Source organism: Oceanispirochaeta sp. (genome assembly GCF_027859075.1).
GTDB lineage: Bacteria > Spirochaetota > Spirochaetia > DSM-2461 > DSM-2461 > Oceanispirochaeta.
Genome location: NZ_JAQIBL010000014.1, coordinates 1 through 19214 on the forward strand (window position 1 = coordinate 1; position 19214 = coordinate 19214).

Consider the following 19214-nt stretch of genomic DNA (forward strand, 5'->3'; position numbering starts at 1 on the left):
GATGTATAAATATACCAGTTACTACCATCCCTCGCGGGGTCTTCACTGATGAATCTACCCGTCCCGGCATCATACCATCTGGCGTTATAGTAATATGTCCCTGAATTTGACCTTTTAGCTGCTGATGTCTGACAATTAAGCATTGTCAAATACTATCATACTTATTGGGGAATGAGTGTATACTGAATAGGATTTCAAAAGCCATCCATTTCTTTTAAATAGGCTTTTCTGATGAGGCCAGAAACATCCTAATAATATGGAATATATGGTTCGTTACGGCCTGGCGGCAAAACTTGTTTTGTCATGGTTCTTGAAATCAAGAACACATGCCAACCCTCCGGGTCACAAGTCTTCATATATTTCTGAAGGTAATAGGCAATTTCTGGCTTGTGATTTTTTATGATTAAATTCCTCGGCATCCATGACTCGGAAACGTAGACATCTGGGTGACAATGTAGTACTCTTAATACTGAGGTATCAAAATGAAATTTGTAACAGTTCGAGATATAAGAACAACACCAGCAAAAATATGGAAGTCTCTTCCTGAGGAACAGGAACTAATACTAACAAATAATGGAAAGCCGATAGCCTTAATTACTCCATTAGGGGAAAACGACCTGGAACAAACACTTACAGCTGTTAGAACAGCTCGTGCTCAATCTGCGATTCAACAAATGCAGTTATCATCAATTCGGAATAATTTATCTCAACTATCTATAGAAGAAATTGAAGCTGAAATCTCAAATACCAGAAAATCCCGCTAATATGAATATTGTTCTTGATACAAATGTTCTTATATCTGGACTTTTAAATCCAAATGGATTCCCGGCACAGGTTTTAAACCTCATTATCAATAAAAGGATCAAACTGATTATTGATACAAGAATAATATCTGAGTATTCCGAAGTATTAAGACACCCTAAATTCAAGTTTAGAGATGAATCTATAAATCCTCTCCTGGATTTCATAAAAATTGAGAGTGAGTCAATTATACCGGAACCCTCATTTATTGATTTTCCTGATCCAGATGATAAGATATTCTGGGAAGTAGCAAAGTCGGGAAATGCACTTTATATCATTTCAGGAAATACAAAACATTTTCCAAAAGATCCAATGGTTGTTACTCCTGCAGTATTTATTTCCTTATATCAAAAGACAAAAATCGATCAAAAGTAACCGGTGTACCTGTCATAGCCCGGGGCTCATGCAGGTGATACCTGATATACTTTGCTTCAGGTATCTCGGTGCTTTATGATGCTACTGCATGTGGGATTTTTTTCAGGTCATCTTGAATTTTCAGTCTTTCGACTCTTAAGTCAAATTCATCTTGTATTCCTAACCAGAATTCTGCTGAATTACCAAAATAAGCAGAGAATCTTAGTGCTGTATCAGCAGTAATTTTTCTCCGACCTTTTAAGATTTCAGATATTCGAGTGGCTGGCATATTTGTATCTTTTGATAACCGATACGCAGTAATACTCATAGGTATAAGAAATTCCTCATTCAGGATCTCACCGGGTGTAATATCAGGTATTCTGTTCATCTTTAGCTCCTAATGATAATCTATTATTACTACTTCAGAAGGAGAACTCTCTTTCACTCAGACTATAACCATGAAAGGAAACTTTTTATACAGCGGGTTTCTGTGAAAAATTGAAATCAAGTCCAAGAGCATTACATACTTTGAGAAAGGTGATCATATTACAATTCTTTCCGTTCTCTATTTTAGATAATTGCTGTTGCGTAACATGAGCTTTCTGAGCTACTTCTATTTGTGATAATCCAGATTTTTCTCTAGCATCATGTATCATTATAGACAAATCCAAGAGCTTTCTTTCTTCTAAATACTCTGCCTCAAAATTCTGGTCTTTCAAAGACTCTTCCAAGTGGCTTTTAAAGGTTCTCATTGAATTCCTCCTTGAGTGATTTCTCACTATTTCTATTCAAAAAATCTTCTCTACATTTCTTAGCTTTTATTATTTCTTTCTCAGGAACTTTGTCTGTATTCTTATTAAAGCAATTTGTTAAAACAATAAAATCCTTATAACAAAAGAAATACAAAATACGTACTTGATTCCCAGTAAGCTTAATTCTTAATTCATGAACTCCATCTTTTAATAAATCAGCATAGGGTCGGGGCAAAAGTGGACCCTTCTCTTCCAAAACAGATAACCAGCTAAAAATCTTTGCTTTAGATTTTAATTTCTGTGTATCTAGAAAATCAAAAACCTCTGAATTCCCTATTACATCTTCATAGTAAATGATCTTCCAATTCTCTTTCACAAACATATTGTACATCAGATATGATGTTGGAGCAAGTATACTATTGGACTCCACTCTTTTTAAACGGCACAAAGATGAAAAAACACACTATCAAAGCATTCAATGAGGATAAAAGTTCTTAAAGTTCTTCTGATGAACTTTTTGATGACTTGGGAATAAAGCTTTAATTTATGTATCAAATATAAAACAGCCCTGCGCTGAGCCTCGGGGTTATGATGGAATAATAATTATAGATAGGGTTTTCAAGTCTCTATAAAATCCTAAAATCATGAGAAGTGGTCATTTTGATGGGATAAGTGATTTAAATGAAATCTGAATGTCTATATACTGGGCATCGTTTCAAGGAGTTCCTTATCAAGACAGAAAAAAATCATATGGTTCCGGGGCATATTCCCTTCTCTCCCCGGAAAGTTCCTTTCTACTACGGTTGGGTCATATTATTCGCCGGTGCCATGGGAGTCCTTTTCAGTATTCCCGGCCAAACCATGGGTGTTTCGGTCTACACGGACCATCTGATTGATAACCTGCACCTCAGCCGCATCGAAATATCAACAGCCTATATGGTCGGGACCCTTGTCAGCTCTTTAGTGATGACCCGGGCGGGAATCTTTTACGACCGCTTTGGCGCCAGAATTGCCGCGGCAGGATCAGCCCTGGGACTGGGATTGTGCCTCATGATGCTTTCCCGATCCGTTCCTATCACATCCGCCGTATCGGCTCTCCTGGGATTTTCTTCAAGAAAGATAGCCTTTGTCTTTATGATCATTGGATTTTTCGGAATCCGTTTCTTCGGACAGGGAGTTCTGACACTGGTATCCCGGGGCATGGTGATGCGCTGGTTTGAGGCTCATAGAGGATTTGCAGCGGCCATTATGGGAATCTTTACTTCCTTTGGATTTTCCTTTGCCCCCCGGGTTCTTCAGGGTCTGATCGATTTATCAAGCTGGGACCGTTCCTGGATGATCATGGGAGTTGTCATGATCATTCTGATTGTTCCCTTCATATTCACAGTTTTCAGGGACAGCCCTGAAGAATGCGGCATCGAGATGGAAGAGGGTCTCAAAATAAAGACAGGCAGTAAAAGAAAGGAGTTGGCCCCGCAAAGGTCCTATACTCTGCAGGAAGCCAGACGGGACCCCAAGCTCTGGTGCTTTATTCTGATCCTCTTTTTCTGGTCAATGTATAATACAGGCTTCACCTTTCATATCACCTCCATTTTCGAATCCCAGGGGAAAACAACTGCCCAGGCTGTAGCCATTTTCCTGCCTTTGTCCTTCATATCCCTGGCCTTTCGATTCCTGGGGAGCTGGCTCAGCGATATTATTGATTTGAAGTATCACTTTTATCTGGCAATTTTCTCTATGATGACAGGTGCCTATGCACTGACCCTCCCCTATACGGCTGGTGCAGCGGCTCTTCTGATCGGAGGCTTCGGTATTTCCGGAGGCTTATTCGGAGTGTTCTCATCGGTCACCTGGCCAAAGCTATACGGACGGGAGCATCTGGGAGCCATATCAGGAATGGCCATGAGCTTTATGGTAGCCGGAAGTGCCCTCGGCCCCTGGGGATTCAGTATGCTGGAAAAAGTTTGGGGAAACTACAGGCACAGCGGCTGGCTGGGAGTCTACGCCGCCGGTTTTATTGGACTCGTCAGCTTCCCCTTTATGATGAAAAAACAGAAGGACTCAAGTTTCAGTTAATTCAATCAGCCGGGCGATAGCCCTTGCTGTGATAAAGGCACAGCCTGGATTTTTCACGGCTGCTTCTGATCAGGCTGTCATACCCCAGGGCCCTGATGCTTCCCAGAGAAGACACAAGGGGGAAGTTAAAAAATTAGGGCAGAAAAACCCTCCCCAGTATCCCTCTCCTGTATTATAGTATCTATATACCCTGTTTCGGCCTCCGGGATGAAAACCCGCAGGCCGAAGCAGGGCTGATACAGGAGTACATCATGGATAATTCCCGTGAAGAAGATACACTTTCAGCCATTCCCTATGATCAGGAAAATGCCGAAAAGGGTGAGAAAAGACCTAATATACTTCTTCTGATGACAGACCAGCAGCGCCATGACACCATCAAGGCGGGAGGTGCCGATTTCATGCACACCCCCCATCTGGACCGTCTGGCTGCTTCAGGAAGAATATACAGCCATGCCTTTACGCCCATCCCCGACGGGATGCCCAGCAGGCACAATCTGTTGACTGGTTTGACAGGAAAAACCCATGGATATCCCGAAAACAACAGAAACTTCGGCATGCCCGGCTGGATCTATACCTTTCCCCAGCTTCTGTCAGATCATGGATATGAAACGATCTCCATCGGCAAAAATCAATTTGTCCCCCCCCGCAGGCACAGAGGGTATGATAAGATTCATCTGATGGAGTCTCATCCTGATTTCAGGGAAGAAGATGACTATGCCCTGTATCTGAAAGAGCAGGGATGGGGCCATATACTAAATATCCATGGCTGTGAAAACCTGCTTCAGTATGTTCCCCAAAGCCCCCTGCTTCCAGAGCAGCATCAAGGAGATTCCTGGGTTGCCGACAAGGCAATGGATTTTCTGGAGACCAACAGAGGCCGGCATCCCTGGTTGATGAAGGTCAGCTGGATTTCACCCCGGCCTCCTCAAAATCCAGCACTCCGTTTTGCTCATCTCTACAAAGAGAAGGAACTCCCGGAACCCTTAAAGTCTACGACCCCCCTTAGTCCTGGAGCCGATGAAAATGCAAGGCAATTCCGGAATATTCCAGCCCCATGGGTCCGACGATACCGAGAGCAGTATTACAGTTCTGTCAGCCAGGTGGATTACAACATTGGACGGATACTGGATGCCCTGGAAGACACAGACCAGAGACGGAATACCCTGATCATTTTTGTCAGTGACCATGGGGATATGCTGGGAGATCACGGAACAATAGCCAAAGGCCTGCCCTATGATAGCTGTACACGCATTCCTTTTATCCTCAGCTTCCCCGATGTGATAGATCCGGGAGAAAAGAACACGGATTTTGTCGATTTGAATGATGTGATGCCGACCATCCTGGATGCTGCGGGGATTCAGATCTCCTATAAAGCCACCAAGCTTCCCGGTGAGAGCCTTCTGGTGAAGAAAAACAAAAGAAAAAAAGACAGAAACTTCCAGTATGTGGAATATGGTTCAGGCATAAGGCGCTGGATCTCACTCAGAACTAAAGAGTACAAGTACAATTACTACTACCGGGAGGGACGGGAAGAACTGTTCGACCTGAGTGAGGACTCGGCCGAGAGCCGGAACCTCCTGTACAGCTCTCATAATGAAGAGATCCTGGCGGTTCGGGACCAGCTGAAAATGATACTCATGGAGCAGGAAAGGCTCAGGGGCCCGGAAGGCTGCCTGAATGAAGAGACTTTTGTGGCCTTGGAAGACACGGGAAAACAGTCACCCCGTTCTCCCTCCTTTCCGGTCTTCCAGAACAAGATAATGGATCCAAGAGAAAAATCCAGGATGAACAATTTTATGGATGAGGTCCTGAAGTGTATCGAAAAAGAGCCTCTGGTAGAATTGGAACAACTGGACCTTGAGCGCTGGCAAAAAGAGGGCGGATTCCAGGATAAACAGATCAAAGACCTCCTTGAAAAGGAAAAAAAACTAAAAGCCAAGCACAACCCGGGAGAATAAAATGCAGTTGACCAGAGACAAAGCCCTCACATTATTCAAGGAATTCAACCAAAGCGAGAGTCTGTATACCCATGCCCTCTCTGTAGAAGCCGTGATGCGTTACGCCGCCGGACAAAGAGGCCATGATCCCGATTTCTGGGGAATCGTCGGCCTGATTCATGACCTGGATTATGAAAAATACCCGGAGAAACACTGCTTAAAAGCAGCAGAGATTCTCAGGGAGAGAGACTGGCCCGAAGAGGTCATCCATGGGGTGGTCTCCCACGGGTGGGGCATCTGCAGCGAAGTAGAGCCGGTTCATGAAATGGAAAAAGTCCTCTTTGCCATCGATGAGCTCACAGGGCTTATAACGGCCACAGTGCTTGTACGGCCGTCAAAAAGTATTCTTGATCTGGAAGTAAAATCTGTCAAAAAAAAATGGAAAACAAAGGGATTCTCTGCCGGAGTAGACAGGTCCATCATTGAAAAAGGAGCCGCTCTTCTGGAAATGGAAACCGCAGATCTCATAGCCATGACCATCGAAGGCATGAAAACAGCCGCTGCTGAGATTGGTCTGGCAGGGATTGAATGAATAATTTCCCCAATATCCAACCCTTCACCGAGGCCATTGAAGAACAGGTCATAAGAAACCCTCTTCTCAATATTGATACATTCATAATCCCCTCTCCCTATATCAGAGATCCGGATATTGAAAAAAGCAGGGAATATAGCTGTGTCTGGCTGGATGAAGGTGAAATTCTGGGGTACATGCAGGTCTATACCGACCGGAATAACCGCAATTTCCATATTTATAAACTGGTAACCAGCCCCTTTGGAAGAGGAAGGGGAATCGGGACGGCCTTTGTGGAATACCTGGCGTCCAGGATTCCCGGGAATGGAAGGGTCTATCTGTATATCTGGGAAAAACAGGGAGATACCATCGAGTTTTTCCAGAACAAAGGCTTCCGCCAGGGTGAACCCATGGTGTACAGAAATCTAGTTTACAGCCACCTGCTGGCTGACAAACATGACATCCTGATCATTGAAAGACAGAAAAAGGACTCCCTCACCCCTGCTGCCTCCGAGGAAATCGGAAAAACCAGACACGACGCCAGAAAAACCCTGCGCCTCATGTCTAACATGGTAGACATGCTTTCAGTGGATAATGCAGACAGAATCATCGAAGACATCAACCGTGAGACCACGACCATGGTGAACATGCTGAACTCCTTCAGGGATAACATGCAGATCCTCCACAATGTCAATTTGCAGGAAGTCATCCTGGAGCGGATTGTTCCCTACATAGATGCCTCCACGGCTCCCTGTGAGCTGCACCTTGAACTGAAAACAAGAGCGGCTCTTGTTCCCGGATCTTTTATAAACATGGGACGTGCCCTGGTCAATATGGTATCCAATGCCCTGGATGCCATAGCAGAGACAGAAAGAACAGGGATAATCCGCATCTCCCTGTACCGGGAGGAAGAGAATATCTATCTGGAGTTGGAAGACAACGGCCTGGGAATTCCCAAAGAAAAACTAGTCAAAAACTCCAAGGGCATTCCTGCATTTGTCGGAAGAACCACCAAAGGGAAAAAAACAGGAGAAGGAATGGGTACCCGTCAGATCTTTGCCACCTTCGGGGCCGGCAATATTGAGGTCACAAGCCGTCCGGGCAAGGGAACTACCTGGCGGATCAGACTCGAAAAAGTATCGGGCCAGCTGAATAAATGGTACGTTCGTATGGACAGACGGCTCAATGAATTCAAAGTCCTCTGGGAAAAACCGGACATGTATCAGGGAGCCGACCGGAATGCCATCATTGCCTCCATCTGGCAGCTCCGAAAAATGGAAATATTCCTCTTTGACCTCATACTCAAATTCAGCAAATTTCATAATATCAGAAATGTATACCGAACAATTTTATCCTATATAGAGGGAGCCCTGTCCTGGGAAAGCCTGGAAAAAGAGGTGCTTGCCTTCCGCTGTGAACATGACAACATGAAAACATGGCTCCTGGAAATTTCTCAGGAGATAAAATTACGGAAAGACAAGTTAAGGCTGGTCACCACAGACAATGATTTCAGAGGGGCCATGTTCAAGAGTTACGGCCAGGCCTATGAGAATATTATTATATTTACCCTGGATCCGGAGAATGGCGATTTTCGGGCCACAGACAGAAAGCTGGCGGAACATCTTGATTTTGCACCCTATCTGGGGAAAGAAAAGGAAGAACTTCTGAGAGGTGAGTTCATAGGGGATATGAACAACGATAACAAACCCATATTTCTAGGGGTCTGGACGGTCAAATCCCATGAAGATCTGATAAACAAACTCAAATTGATCAGAATGGGGGCTCAGAGACTGTTGGAGATGGGAATCCATCCGCAAAAGAAATTATCCCTGTATCAAACCACCTATATGAGGCATAGCGAAGACATAGATACCGATGCCAGCTGCACCTTTGACGACATGGCCACATGTACCGATGAGGAGCTTATAAAATACACCCGCCTTGCAGATGATGAGTTTCAGAATTTCTTTGCGGCCGCTGACTAATGTCACAATTAATCTCTTCAAGGTTGTTCGAAATTTTGCAATCTTATATAATGTTTAAAGTTATATTTGTTCGAAATATTTATACTTCTTATAAATCTTGATCATATTCAAAAAAACCTTTAAATCTGTCACAGGGAGATATTCATGGGAGAATCGGTAAAAGAAACGGCTCAAATACTGAATGTTTCGGAAGAAACGATACACCAATGGATTAAACAGTCTTTTATTCCAGTTCATAATATAAATGACCAATATTATTTTAACCGCACTGAAATACTGGAATGGGCAACAAGTCAGCAGATAAAAGTATCATCTGATATATTTATGAATGATGATAAAAAGAATATAAGCCTGCCCAGTTTAACAGATACCCTGAGAGAAGGTGGTATAAATTATAATATCAATGGCAATGATCCCGAGACAGTTCTGCGGTCAATCGTCAATACCCTGGTATTACCCCGGGATGTAGATCGAGAATTTCTTTTCCAGGTTTTGCTTACAAGGGAGAAAATGGGTTCTACCGGTATTGGAGATGGAATCGCCATACCCCATGTTCGGAACCCGGTTGTGCTGCATGTTACAACACCATCTGTCAATCTCTGTTTCCTGAAGAATCCCATAGATTTCCATGCTCTAGATGGTAAACCTGTGAACATATTTTTCACCCTTATCAGTCCGACAATCCGTGCTCATTTACACATACTCTCCAGAATCAGCTTTGTCCTTCATGACCAGAATCTTAAAGATGCATTGATGAGACAAGCTGAGCCGGAGGAAATCTTTAACCTTCTTTCAATATCCGAAGCCTGTATACCAAAGCGGAGAACAGGAGAAATGATGGTTAAACCATGATATTTTCTTTAATCATCATCGCAATTTCTATAATAGCTATAAGCGGTATACCCGGAATTTTCCTATCTCATTCATCAGTTTGGGGGCAGAGAATTTCTGTTTTTCTTATCTGTCTCGGGTCTTTGTCAGGACTAGTCGGGGTCGGTCTCACTTTTTTTTATCCCGATAATGCTCTTTATTTCTTTCCCTGGCAGGCAGAACAAAATCCTTTATTGGGAATTGACCCTCTTAGTGCATTTTTTCTGGTTCCTATCTTTCTGATCGGGAGTCTGGGGTCTATCTTCGGACTGGGGTACTGGCCTCAAGAGAAGAACAAGCGTACAGCTGTCATGATCCATAATTTCTGGGGAATCCTGATGGCAGGGATGTCTCTACTGGTTATAAGCAGGCATGCCTTGTCCTTCCTATTCGGATGGGAGGCTATGGCTCTGGCGGCATTTTTCCTGATGTCTGCCGAAGATGATCAGGAAGAATGCCGGAAAAGCAGTTTAATCTATCTGATGGCTACACACCTGGGTACACTTGTTCTTTTTGGAATGTTTCTTTTATGGCGATATACAAGCGGGTCATTTGACTTTATACCGATACAGGAAGGAAACGTATCGGCTCTTACAATAAATATCCTTTTTATTCTATCCTTTATCGGTTTCGGTCTGAAAGCCGGTATTATGCCCTTACATTTCTGGCTTCCCGCTGCTCATGCGAATGCTCCCAGTCACATTTCGGCTTTACTCTCGGGAGTTATGCTGAAAATGGGGATTTACGGAATTATCCGGATGCTTTCACTCCTCCCGGTTCCTCCCCCACTCTGGGGAGGAATTATTCTCATTGCCGGGGCTGTAAGCGGACTTATGGGAGTCGTCTTTGCCCTGGCGCAGCATGACCTGAAACGTCTTCTTGCCTACCATAGTGTGGAAAACATCGGAATTATCCTACTGGGTCTGGGGCTGGCCATGCTGGGAAGGAGTTACCATCATCCGGTATGGGTTATTCTGGGTATGGCAGGCTGTTTACTGCATGTATGGAATCACAGTCTTTTTAAATCGCTTTTGTTTCTGGGATCGGGATCTGTGCTGCACAGAACTCACACACGCCAGTTAGATAAACTGGGTGGTCTGGCAAAACTCATGCCCTGGACTGCAGGACTTTTTCTTATTGCCGCAGTAGCCATCAGTGGATTACCACCGTTAAATGGTTTTATAAGTGAATTTTTTATCTACCTGGGATTATTCCGGACCCTGGCAATCCCGGGGAATACCGGTTCAATCGCTATCATCGCCGCCCCTGTTTTAGCCATGATAGGAGCTTTGGCTGTAGCCTGTTTTGTAAAAGTTTATGGTTCTGTTTTTTTAGGTTTTCCACGGTCAGAAATACCGGAAAATACTAAAGAAGTCCCTCTCAGCATGATTTTACCCATGATTGTACTGGCTGTCTTCTGTCTGTTCATAGGGTTGGCTCCTGCACTTGTGGTTCCCATACTGGACAAAGTGATCGCCCCATGGCTTCCTGCAGAATGGGCTTTAACCAATACAGTCAAATTGGCATCTCTGGTTCCTTTTTCTGCCTTGCAGTTTATTTCAATAAGTCTTGTATCGATCTTTTCTATAATGGCTTTATGGATGTTCGCATTCAAAAAAAAGAATGCCCAAACAGCTGGTACCTGGGATTGCGGATATGCAAAACCCGGACCGAAAATGCAATACACGGCTTCATCTTTCGCAGAATCACTTATTCTCCTTTTCACAGGGATACTCAAGCCGAAAACCCATGATCCGGATATTAGGGCAATATTCCCGACAAAGAGCTTTATGAAAAGTCATGTCGATGAAATTACTCTGGATCGGGCTCTCATTCCGGGATTCCTGTTTTTTCGAAAAACACTGAAGTGGTTTAATCGTTTCCAGCAGGGAAAAACTCAAAGTTATCTTTTTTATATACTTGTAGCTGTAGTAATTCTGCTATCTACGTTGATTCCGGTTGAACAAATCATATCCAGCCTAATGTCAAGATAATTCTTTAAAAATGAATCTATGAGATTTAGAAATGTTGTAATTACCATTGTATTATTCCTCTTTAGCGGAATAGGAGGCATTTAATGATCAATCTTATTATCCACCTTGCTTTATTTCTGATTTTTCCACCATTCTTACTCGGTGTTATCAATAAGACGAAAGCACTTTTTGCAGGACGCAAAGGAGCTCCTTTTTTTCAAACTTATTACGATATATTCAAGCTTTTGCGCAAAGGTATGGTGATAAGCAGTACAACCACCTGGATATTCGGTGCTGCACCCCTCATCACCCTCTCAGCTGTTCTGACAGCAGGAACATTGATGCCCCTGGGGAGTTCTCCGGCTCTTTTCTCTTTTACAGGAGACTTTCTTCTCTTTGCTTATCTTTTCGGCCTGGCCCGTTTTTTTACAACCACGGCTGCACTTGATACGGGTTCTGCTTTTGAAGGGATGGGAGCCTCCAGAGAAGTCACATTTGCAGCTTTGACCGAACCGGCTTTATTTTTCGCTTTTCTGGTTCTGGTTAAACTCTCCGGTTCACTGACTCTCACAGGCATGTTAAGCAGTAATTTCGATTCACTTATCTATCCGGGAAGTACAGCTCCCCTGGTAATGGTTTCTATCGGTCTTTTCATTGTTTTTTTAACGGAAAACAGCCGTATACCTGTGGATGATCCCAATACACACCTGGAGCTCACCATGATTCATGAAGTTATGATCCTCGATCATAGTGGTCCCTTACTGGGAATTATTGAATACGCCTCTTCGTTAAAACTCTTCCTCCTCGGTTCGATTTTATTAAATATTATCATACCTGCCTATACTCACTCTCTATGGCTCAACTGGTTTATTTTTACCATGGCGATGATCGGCTTATCGGTCATCGTCGGGATTCTTGAATCGAGTATTGCCAGGCTTAAGATGCCCCGTGTTCCATCTTTATTAATCGCCGCAGTCCTTCTTTGCGGATCAGCTTTTATTCTACTTTTGAGGTAAAAAAATGAATGAATTATTAAATGCAATCTTTGTTATTATTTTAACCCTTAATCTTTTTGCCCTGGGAAACGGCCGTCTCCTTTCTGTTATCCGGATCGTTGCTTTTCAGGGAATACTTTTAGGGATTCTACCACTTCTGATTCATTCCCATCTGACCTTTTCGGTAATCCTCTCTTCTCTGGCTGCCATCACCTTAAAAGGTCTGGTCATTCCGGGAATTATGAAAAAAGCGCTTCGCGATGTTCAGATAAAACGGGAGGTAGAACCCCTTGTGGGCCTTTTACCTTCGACCATTATCGGTGCTGTTTTAACAGCTGTCGTTTTTCTGGTATATCGCCGGATAAATCCTGTTGACCAATCACACTTATCTCTCATAATTCCCACGTCTATCTCGGTCATATTTGTAGGTTTTATTTTATTAACAACCCGGGTTAAAGCCATTTCACAGGTTTTGGGGTATCTTTTATTGGAAAACGGGATATACATATTCAGTCTGCTTCTGATTGAAGCCATTCCCCTGGTTGTTGAAATGGGTATGCTCTTAGACCTATTTGTCAGTATTTTCATTGTTTCCATAATCACAAATCATATTAATCGCGCGTTTTCTTCATTGGATACGCGCATGCTCTCAGCCCTTAAGGAGTAATTCATGGCGTTGATCCTCATTTTTTTCCCTTTACTTATGGCAGGTCTGGCTTTAATCATTCCTTCCAATTCTCTGCGCCCCTGGCTATTGCCGATAACGGCGATTGTTCATACAACAGCTACAGTCATTGTCATTCTTCACCCTGAATGGGGCAGTCAATCTAAATGGCTGGTTCTTGATCCCGTCGGCATAATTATTCTTATAACAATAACAATACTGTTCTTATTTTCATCATTTTATACTATTGGTTATCTTAAACTGAGACAGAAACTATCCAATCGCTTTTTTACAGCCTGTCTCTTGGCTTTTCTTGGATTGATCAGTCTTGCAATCTGGGCACATCATATGGGTTTAATGTGGGTGGCCATAGAGGGAACAACCCTTGTTACAGCTCCGCTGATTTATTTTAATCACACGCCGCGCAGTATTGAAGCTACCTGGAAATACCTTCTTGTGGGCTCGGTCGGTATCGCATTAGCTCTTCTGGGAACTTTTTTTCTTGCCTATTCCTCCATGGAGGGAGGGATGAAAGCAAGCCTGACTTTTGAAGTTCTATTAAAAACCGCCCCCCAATTGTCTCAACCATGGCTTAAGGCCTCATTTATTCTTATACTTGTCGGATATGGCACGAAGATGGGACTGGCGCCGATGCATACCTGGAAACCCGATGCCTATGGAGAAGCACCCGGTGTTGTAGGGGGGCTTTTTGCCGGGGGAATTACAAGTGGAGCCTTCCTGGCTTTACTGCGTATGTATCAAATATGTAATGCTGCGGGAGAAAGTGCTTTTATGTCAAAGTTACTCATATTTATGGGTTTATTTTCCATGGCTGTTGCCGGTATTTTTATGTTGAGCCAAAAGGACTTTAAACGTATGCTCGCTTATTCCAGTGTCGAACATATGGGAATCCTTGCACTTGGGTTGGGTATAGGTGCTCCCGCTCTTTATGCTACATTGCTCCATGTAATCAATAATGCTATGACTAAAGGTGTTTTATTTCTCTCTGCAGGAAATATTCACCGGGCTTATTCCAGTAAAAACACTGATCAGGTAAGAGGAGCACTGCGGAGATTACCTTTATCGGGATCTTTATTTCTTGCCGGGTTTCTTGCTGTGACCGGATCTCCTCCATTTTCTCCATTTGTCAGTGAATTCTCAATACTTACCAGCGCTTTTACTCATAATCATATTTTTGCAGGTTCACTTTTTCTGTCTTTTCTTTTACTGGTCTTTATCGGTATGGGTATTACCGTATTAAAAGTAGTACAGGGAAAAGTTCCTGAGAATATAATAGAAACAGGCTATCATGATAGCTTTTTAACCATAACTCCTGTTCTCGCATTCATGGCTATTGTCTTGCTGTTGGGTTTATATATACCGGAGTTCCTTCAAAAAATGCTTTTTAATGCGGCAAACTTTCTGGAGAACAAAGTATGAAACAAATATATGAAAATCTTGCTGTTATGACCAATGGGGATTCCATTCTGATAAATGAAATCCCTATATGTGATATAACCGCTTTTACAGCGACTATTATCGATGCCGTTGATAAAGGCCAGAGAGTCAGTTCTTTTTTCGGGGCAAAAACAGATAATGCTGATTCAACAGCTTTGTATGTTATTTTAGCCGATGATGAATCTAATCGGCTGAATGTAGGTAAAACAATAATCAGTGGTACAGAATTTCCCTCTATCACACCCCATTGTCCACAGGTTCATTTATTTGAGCGTGAAATAGCTGAACAATTCGGAATTATCCCCATTGGACATCCCTGGTTTAAACCTGTTCGCTATTGCCATTCCTGGACCGGAATGGATGCATGGAACCGAAACAAAAATGAACCGATACTACCTGCTGTAGGAGATTTTTATAGGATTGAAGGAGAGCAGATTCACGAAGTTGCTGTCGGTCCTGTCCACGCCGGAGTGATAGAACCGGGACATTATCGCTTCCAGTGTCATGGTGAACAGGTTTTTCACCTGGAAATTGCCCTGGGCTTTCAACACCGTGGTGTTGAAAAAGCGATGGAGACAGGTCCCGATTCAAGATCTCTTCATTTCATGGAGACTCTTGCCGGAGATACAACTATTGGTCATTCAATTTCATACTGCCAAATTTATGAGGCTTTTTCCCATACTCAGAAACCTGTAAGGGCTCAGGCTCTCCGGGGTATTGCTCTGGAATTGGAGCGCCTTGCCAATCATGTGGGAGACCTGGGAGCCTTATCGGGAGATGTCGGATTTCTGCCGACATCCAGTTTCTGTGGTCGTCTACGAGGTGAATTCCTGAACCTGACAGCTTACCTCTGCGGGAATCGTTTTGGAAGAGGATTTATTCTTCCCGGTGGGGTGGGTTTTGATATTGATCAACAGGATGTGGGGGAAATACTTCATCGTATAGGTATTTGTAATAAAGAGATTACTGATGCTATAAATCTTTTATGGGATAATCAGTCTGTTATGGCGCGTTTCACAGATACCGGCCCTATTTCAGAAGACTTTGCAATTGAAATGGGACTTGTCGGTCCCGTAGCCAGAGCTTCAGGGATTATGAGAGATGTACGATATACTCATCCCAATGGTATTTTCCGGTTTTCACAAATACCCGTATCAATCTATGAGTCGGGAGATGTTCTTGGACGGGCTTATGTCCGGTGGATGGAAATCCAAAAATCAATTTCTTTTATAATTAACCAGCTAAAAACTCTACCGAAAGGGGACGTTCTGGTTTTACCTGAAAAATTGAACCCGTTAAGTTTATCTATAGCTTTGAATGAAGGGTGGCGTGGCGAAATATGCCACGTTGCTCTTACCGATGAAAATGGCAGCTTTGCAAGATACAAGATAGTGGATCCTTCTTTTCATAATTGGCAGGGATTGGCACAGGCTTTACGAAATCAGGAAATCTCTGATTTCCCCTTATGCAACAAAAGCTTTAATCTATCCTATTGTGGACATGATCTATAAAAATAAGGAAAAGAAATGTACAAAGAAATTCTTACACGAATAAAACAAGGTCATCGAACCATGAAATTTCCCAAAGGTGCTCCTCCAGCTCTTTCGGACCGCTTTCGGGGCCGTCTGATTTTTGATACAGAGAAATGCGATCCTTTATGTAAGATCTGTACAGAGATATGTCCCGTCGGTGCTATTGAAACGGAATCCAAAAGACTAGATTTGGGGAAATGTTTATTCTGCACAGACTGTTTTCAGGCATGCCCTGAAAAAGCAATTTCATTTTCAAAGGATTATAGACTTTCTGTAAGGAACAGAGAGGATCTTATTGTTACGACTGAACTGAAAGAAATCATACTGGCTGAAGAGCTGGAAAAGAAAATGAAAAAACTTTTTGGTCATTCTTTAAAGTTACGGCAGGTCAGTGCCGGTGGCTGCAATGCCTGTGAAGCCGATGTCAATGTGTTGGGAACCATCGGGTGGGACATGGGGCGATTCGGTATAAAACTGGAGGCATCGCCCCGTCATTCCGATGGAATTCTAATTACCGGACCGGTGACAAAAAATATGGAAATAGCCCTTAAAAAAGCCTGGGATGCTATACCTGAACCCAAAATTCTGATCGCTGTAGGTTCCTGCGCCATTGCAGGAGGTCCTTATATCGATATGGATCAGGTAAACAATGGAGTGGAATCGAGCCTACCGGTGGATTTATACATCCCCGGATGTCCTCCTCATCCTCTAACGATATTAGATGGTTTATTAAGGCTTTTAGGCAGAATAGAAAATGAATAAACAATTAAATACTGAAAAATCCTCTTTCTTCTCCCGGTAATTCCAATGAAAATGTACCGAGTTTCCCCCCCCGTAAATCTAGAAGGAATAGATTAATTGCTTTTTCATAATCAATACCGCCACCGGAAACGAGGCATCCTCTTTTTTTACCTATCATTTCAATTAATTGAATAGTCTCATTTGGGAATTCTTCAATATTATATCTCTCTTTAATGCGCTCAGGATATTTCTGAACCATATATTCAAGACCTCTTATGGATATTTCATCGAGTACAAGAATCGTATCTTTTATCGATCCCAGTAAGGCTAATTTAAATCCTATATCCTGATCTTCAAACTTGGGCCACAGAATACCCGGTGTATCATAAATTTGAAGACTATCAGAAACATTTAATCTCTGCATTTCTTTCGTGACTCCCGGTTTATTACCAACGGCAGCTTTTTTCTTTCCTGCCAGAGCATTTATAACGGTAGATTTCCCGACATTAGGTATCCCGACAATCATGGCTCGAATCGGTCTTCGTTCTAACCATTTAGCCCCTACACTCAATGTTTTGCACCCTTTTATTATGGCGTTTAAATTGTCTCTTGTTTTTGACGAAACAGCCACGGGCAGTCTGTTTTCACCGAGAGATAAATAATATTTTTTCCACAGTTCAGTGACCTTCGCATCAGCAAGGTCAGATTTATTTAAAACAACCAGTCTGGGTTTATCCCCTGTCAGATCATCAATTATAGGATTACTGCTTGAAACCGGAATTCTGGCATCAAGGATTTCAATAATAACATCAACTTTTTTCAAGTTTTCTTTTATCAGTCTCTGAGTCTTATGCATATGACCGGGATACCACTGAATTAGTTTCATTTTAAAATTCTTCCTTAGGCGAGATTCATGGGGTCCCACGCTTTTCTATACAATATTTCGCATTATATATGTTTTTAACTCTAAAAGAAATAGTATAACTATTGGTAAATTAGAGATATATTTGATAATGAGGTTTGCCTATATGATAAAACAATTGATTCAGAAACTTAAAACGGAAAGAGAAAACATATACATACAGACTCATAATTTTCCCGATCCCGATGCTGTCGCATCGGCATTCGGTCTTCAACAATTATTAAAAATGGAGGGAATTACCGCAAATATTATTTTTGATGGAGTCATCCAGAGAACGGCTTTGAATAAAATGATTTCCGAACTATCAATTGATATACGTCAGACCAGTGAATATAAAATGTTTGCAACAGATAAAATCATCATCGTTGATGGATGTAAAAGGAATAAAAATGTAACAGATTTAATCGGTGAAGAAATTGCCGTAATAGATCATCATACAGGCAAAGAGCCCGATGATGTTGAGTTTGTTGATATTCAACCCGATACGGGTGCTTGTTCATCAATTATAACTTCTTATTTCATTGAAATGGAGCGTAAGATACCTGAAGTTGCGGCAACAGTACTCTTAACGGGATTATTTAGAGATACAGATAGTATGACAAGAAACGTGAGTGTCATGGATGTTACAGCCTATACAGAACTTTACAAACAGGCTGATAAATTAAAATTTAATTCCATGGTTTTAAATAATCTGACTTTGGATGATCTTAGATTTTATACCAATGTCATCTCAAATCTTAAAACAAAAGGTGATATCGCCTTTTGTTATATAAATGATGAATGCAATCAGAATTTGTTAGGAATACTTGGCGATTTCATTCTCTCTCTTGTTGAAATAAAATTTACAGCCCTCTTTGCTAATAATGATCAGGTAATAAATATCTCTTTCAGAAATGAATCTCCAGAAATTAATGCTGCTGAAGTAATGAAAGAAGCTGTCTTAGGTATCGGATCAGGGGGAGGACACAAACAGATGGCAGGCGGAATCATAAATAATAAAAAGACTTTCAAACCCGATCTTATGTTTAAAAAAATTATCACAATTATTTCCAGATGATTTACAATTGGAAAACAAAACATTAAAATCTATAATATAAACAACTATTGGAGTAAAAATGGCTCACATCCTGGTTATAGATGACGATGTGCATATCAGAGAATTGATAAACATCATGCTTGAAAGTGAAGGACATACTGTCGTCCTTGCAGAGGATGGAATGGTCGGGCTTCAAATGATCGATAAAGAGACATTCGATTTAATCATTACAGATATTATTATGCCCAATCAGGAAGGAATTGAGACTATTGTTCAAATCAAAGCCAAAAGTCCTGATACCAAAATTTTAGCAATATCCGGTGGAGGCAGAATTGGATCGACGAACTATCTTAGTCTTGCTGAAAACTTCGGTGTTGATAAAACTTTATCGAAACCTTTTTACCATAAAGATTTTATTGATTGTATTAAAAAATTAATTGATTAGAGGTATTTATTTGAAAAAAATTTTAATTGCAGATGATCATTTTGAAATTAGGGAATTAATCAAAGATTCTTTAAGTGATAAAAATTATGAGCTGATATTTTC

General features: G+C 42.0%; 20 protein-coding genes. 15 read left to right on the forward strand and 5 right to left on the reverse strand.

Annotated elements, in window-relative coordinates; translation table 11 throughout:
• A partial coding sequence (locus tag PF479_RS20690; protein ID WP_367277190.1) for an RHS repeat-associated core domain-containing protein occupies positions 1–143 on the reverse strand: 143 nt, incomplete at its 3' end.
• 339 nt (positions 144–482) lie between these two features.
• On the opposite strand from PF479_RS20690, the gene PF479_RS00885 reads away from it, so the two are divergent.
• Together PF479_RS00885 and PF479_RS00890 are read left to right on the forward strand one after the other, a co-directional pair.
• Positions 483–764, forward strand: coding sequence for a type II toxin-antitoxin system Phd/YefM family antitoxin (locus tag PF479_RS00885; protein WP_298001288.1), 282 nt, complete (start codon positions 483–485; stop codon positions 762–764).
• Position 765: 1 nt separating this feature from the next.
• Positions 766–1176, forward strand: a complete 411-nt coding sequence (locus tag PF479_RS00890) for a putative toxin-antitoxin system toxin component, PIN family (RefSeq protein WP_298001290.1) — start codon at positions 766–768, stop codon at positions 1174–1176.
• 73 nt (positions 1177–1249) lie between these two features.
• Here the strand turns inward: PF479_RS00890 and PF479_RS00895 are convergent, their stop codons facing one another.
• The 3 genes from PF479_RS00895 to PF479_RS00905 form a co-directional block, all read right to left on the reverse strand.
• Positions 1250–1543, reverse strand: a complete 294-nt coding sequence (locus tag PF479_RS00895; RefSeq protein ID WP_298001292.1) for a HigA family addiction module antitoxin — start codon at positions 1541–1543, stop codon at positions 1250–1252.
• 85 nt (positions 1544–1628) lie between these two features.
• Positions 1629–1907, reverse strand: coding sequence for a helix-turn-helix transcriptional regulator (locus PF479_RS00900; RefSeq protein ID WP_298001294.1), 279 nt, complete (start codon positions 1905–1907; stop codon positions 1629–1631).
• Positions 1894–2289 carry a type II toxin-antitoxin system RelE/ParE family toxin gene (locus PF479_RS00905; RefSeq protein WP_298001295.1) on the reverse strand — a complete coding sequence of 132 codons (396 nt, stop codon included), beginning with the start codon at positions 2287–2289 and terminating at the stop codon, positions 1894–1896. Before PF479_RS00905 ends, PF479_RS00900 begins: the two co-directional genes overlap by 14 nt.
• Before the next feature lie 299 nt (positions 2290–2588).
• Between PF479_RS00905 and PF479_RS00910 the strand changes: the two genes are divergently transcribed.
• The 11 genes from PF479_RS00910 (at position 2589) to nuoB (ending at position 16730) form a co-directional block, all read left to right on the forward strand.
• Entirely contained in the window at positions 2589–3983 is a 1395-nt protein-coding gene (locus tag PF479_RS00910) for an MFS transporter (RefSeq protein ID WP_298001297.1), read from the forward strand.
• Positions 3984–4234: 251 nt separating this feature from the next.
• Positions 4235–5941 carry a sulfatase-like hydrolase/transferase gene (locus tag PF479_RS00915; RefSeq protein ID WP_298001299.1) on the forward strand — a complete coding sequence of 569 codons (1707 nt, stop codon included), beginning with the start codon at positions 4235–4237 and terminating at the stop codon, positions 5939–5941.
• 1 nt (position 5942) lies between these two features.
• Positions 5943–6512: an HDIG domain-containing metalloprotein gene (locus PF479_RS00920; RefSeq protein WP_298001301.1), complete on the forward strand. Its 570-nt coding sequence runs from the start codon at positions 5943–5945 to the stop codon at positions 6510–6512.
• Positions 6509–8476 carry a GNAT family N-acetyltransferase gene (locus PF479_RS00925; protein ID WP_298001303.1) on the forward strand — a complete coding sequence of 656 codons (1968 nt, stop codon included), beginning with the start codon at positions 6509–6511 and terminating at the stop codon, positions 8474–8476. Before PF479_RS00920 ends, PF479_RS00925 begins: the two co-directional genes overlap by 4 nt.
• 144 nt (positions 8477–8620) lie before the next feature.
• Complete coding sequence (locus tag PF479_RS00930; protein WP_298001305.1) at positions 8621–9328, forward strand: PTS sugar transporter subunit IIA; 708 nt, start codon at positions 8621–8623, stop codon at positions 9326–9328.
• Positions 9325–11340: a proton-conducting transporter membrane subunit gene (locus tag PF479_RS00935; RefSeq protein ID WP_298001306.1), complete on the forward strand. Its 2016-nt coding sequence runs from the start codon at positions 9325–9327 to the stop codon at positions 11338–11340. Before PF479_RS00930 ends, PF479_RS00935 begins: the two co-directional genes overlap by 4 nt.
• Before the next feature lie 83 nt (positions 11341–11423).
• Positions 11424–12335 carry an NADH-quinone oxidoreductase subunit H gene (locus tag PF479_RS00940; RefSeq protein WP_298001307.1) on the forward strand — a complete coding sequence of 304 codons (912 nt, stop codon included), beginning with the start codon at positions 11424–11426 and terminating at the stop codon, positions 12333–12335.
• A gap of 4 nt (positions 12336–12339) precedes the next feature.
• Positions 12340–12981, forward strand: coding sequence for a hypothetical protein (locus tag PF479_RS00945; protein WP_298001309.1), 642 nt, complete (start codon positions 12340–12342; stop codon positions 12979–12981).
• A gap of 345 nt (positions 12982–13326) precedes the next feature.
• Positions 13327–14418, forward strand: coding sequence for a proton-conducting transporter membrane subunit (locus tag PF479_RS00950; RefSeq protein WP_298001321.1), 1092 nt, complete (start codon positions 13327–13329; stop codon positions 14416–14418).
• Positions 14415–15947 (forward strand): NADH-quinone oxidoreductase subunit C, encoded by a 1533-nt coding sequence (locus PF479_RS00955; protein ID WP_298001311.1) that lies wholly within the window; start codon positions 14415–14417, stop codon positions 15945–15947. The genes PF479_RS00950 and PF479_RS00955 overlap by 4 nt, the downstream gene beginning before the upstream one ends.
• Positions 15948–15962: 15 nt before the next feature.
• Positions 15963–16730: an NADH-quinone oxidoreductase subunit NuoB gene (gene nuoB / locus PF479_RS00960; RefSeq protein WP_298001313.1), complete on the forward strand. Its 768-nt coding sequence runs from the start codon at positions 15963–15965 to the stop codon at positions 16728–16730.
• Between the two features lie 4 nt (positions 16731–16734).
• Here nuoB and ylqF read toward each other — a convergent pair whose 3' ends face one another.
• Complete coding sequence (gene ylqF / locus PF479_RS00965; RefSeq protein WP_298001315.1) at positions 16735–17595, reverse strand: ribosome biogenesis GTPase YlqF; 861 nt, start codon at positions 17593–17595, stop codon at positions 16735–16737.
• A gap of 142 nt (positions 17596–17737) precedes the next feature.
• Between ylqF and PF479_RS00970 the strand changes: the two genes are divergently transcribed.
• Both PF479_RS00970 and PF479_RS00975 read left to right on the forward strand, forming a co-directional pair.
• Positions 17738–18688: a DHHA1 domain-containing protein gene (locus PF479_RS00970; protein WP_298001317.1), complete on the forward strand. Its 951-nt coding sequence runs from the start codon at positions 17738–17740 to the stop codon at positions 18686–18688.
• Positions 18689–18746: 58 nt separating this feature from the next.
• Positions 18747–19112 carry a response regulator gene (locus tag PF479_RS00975; protein WP_298001319.1) on the forward strand — a complete coding sequence of 122 codons (366 nt, stop codon included), beginning with the start codon at positions 18747–18749 and terminating at the stop codon, positions 19110–19112.
• Positions 19113–19214: the final 102 nt, after the last annotated feature.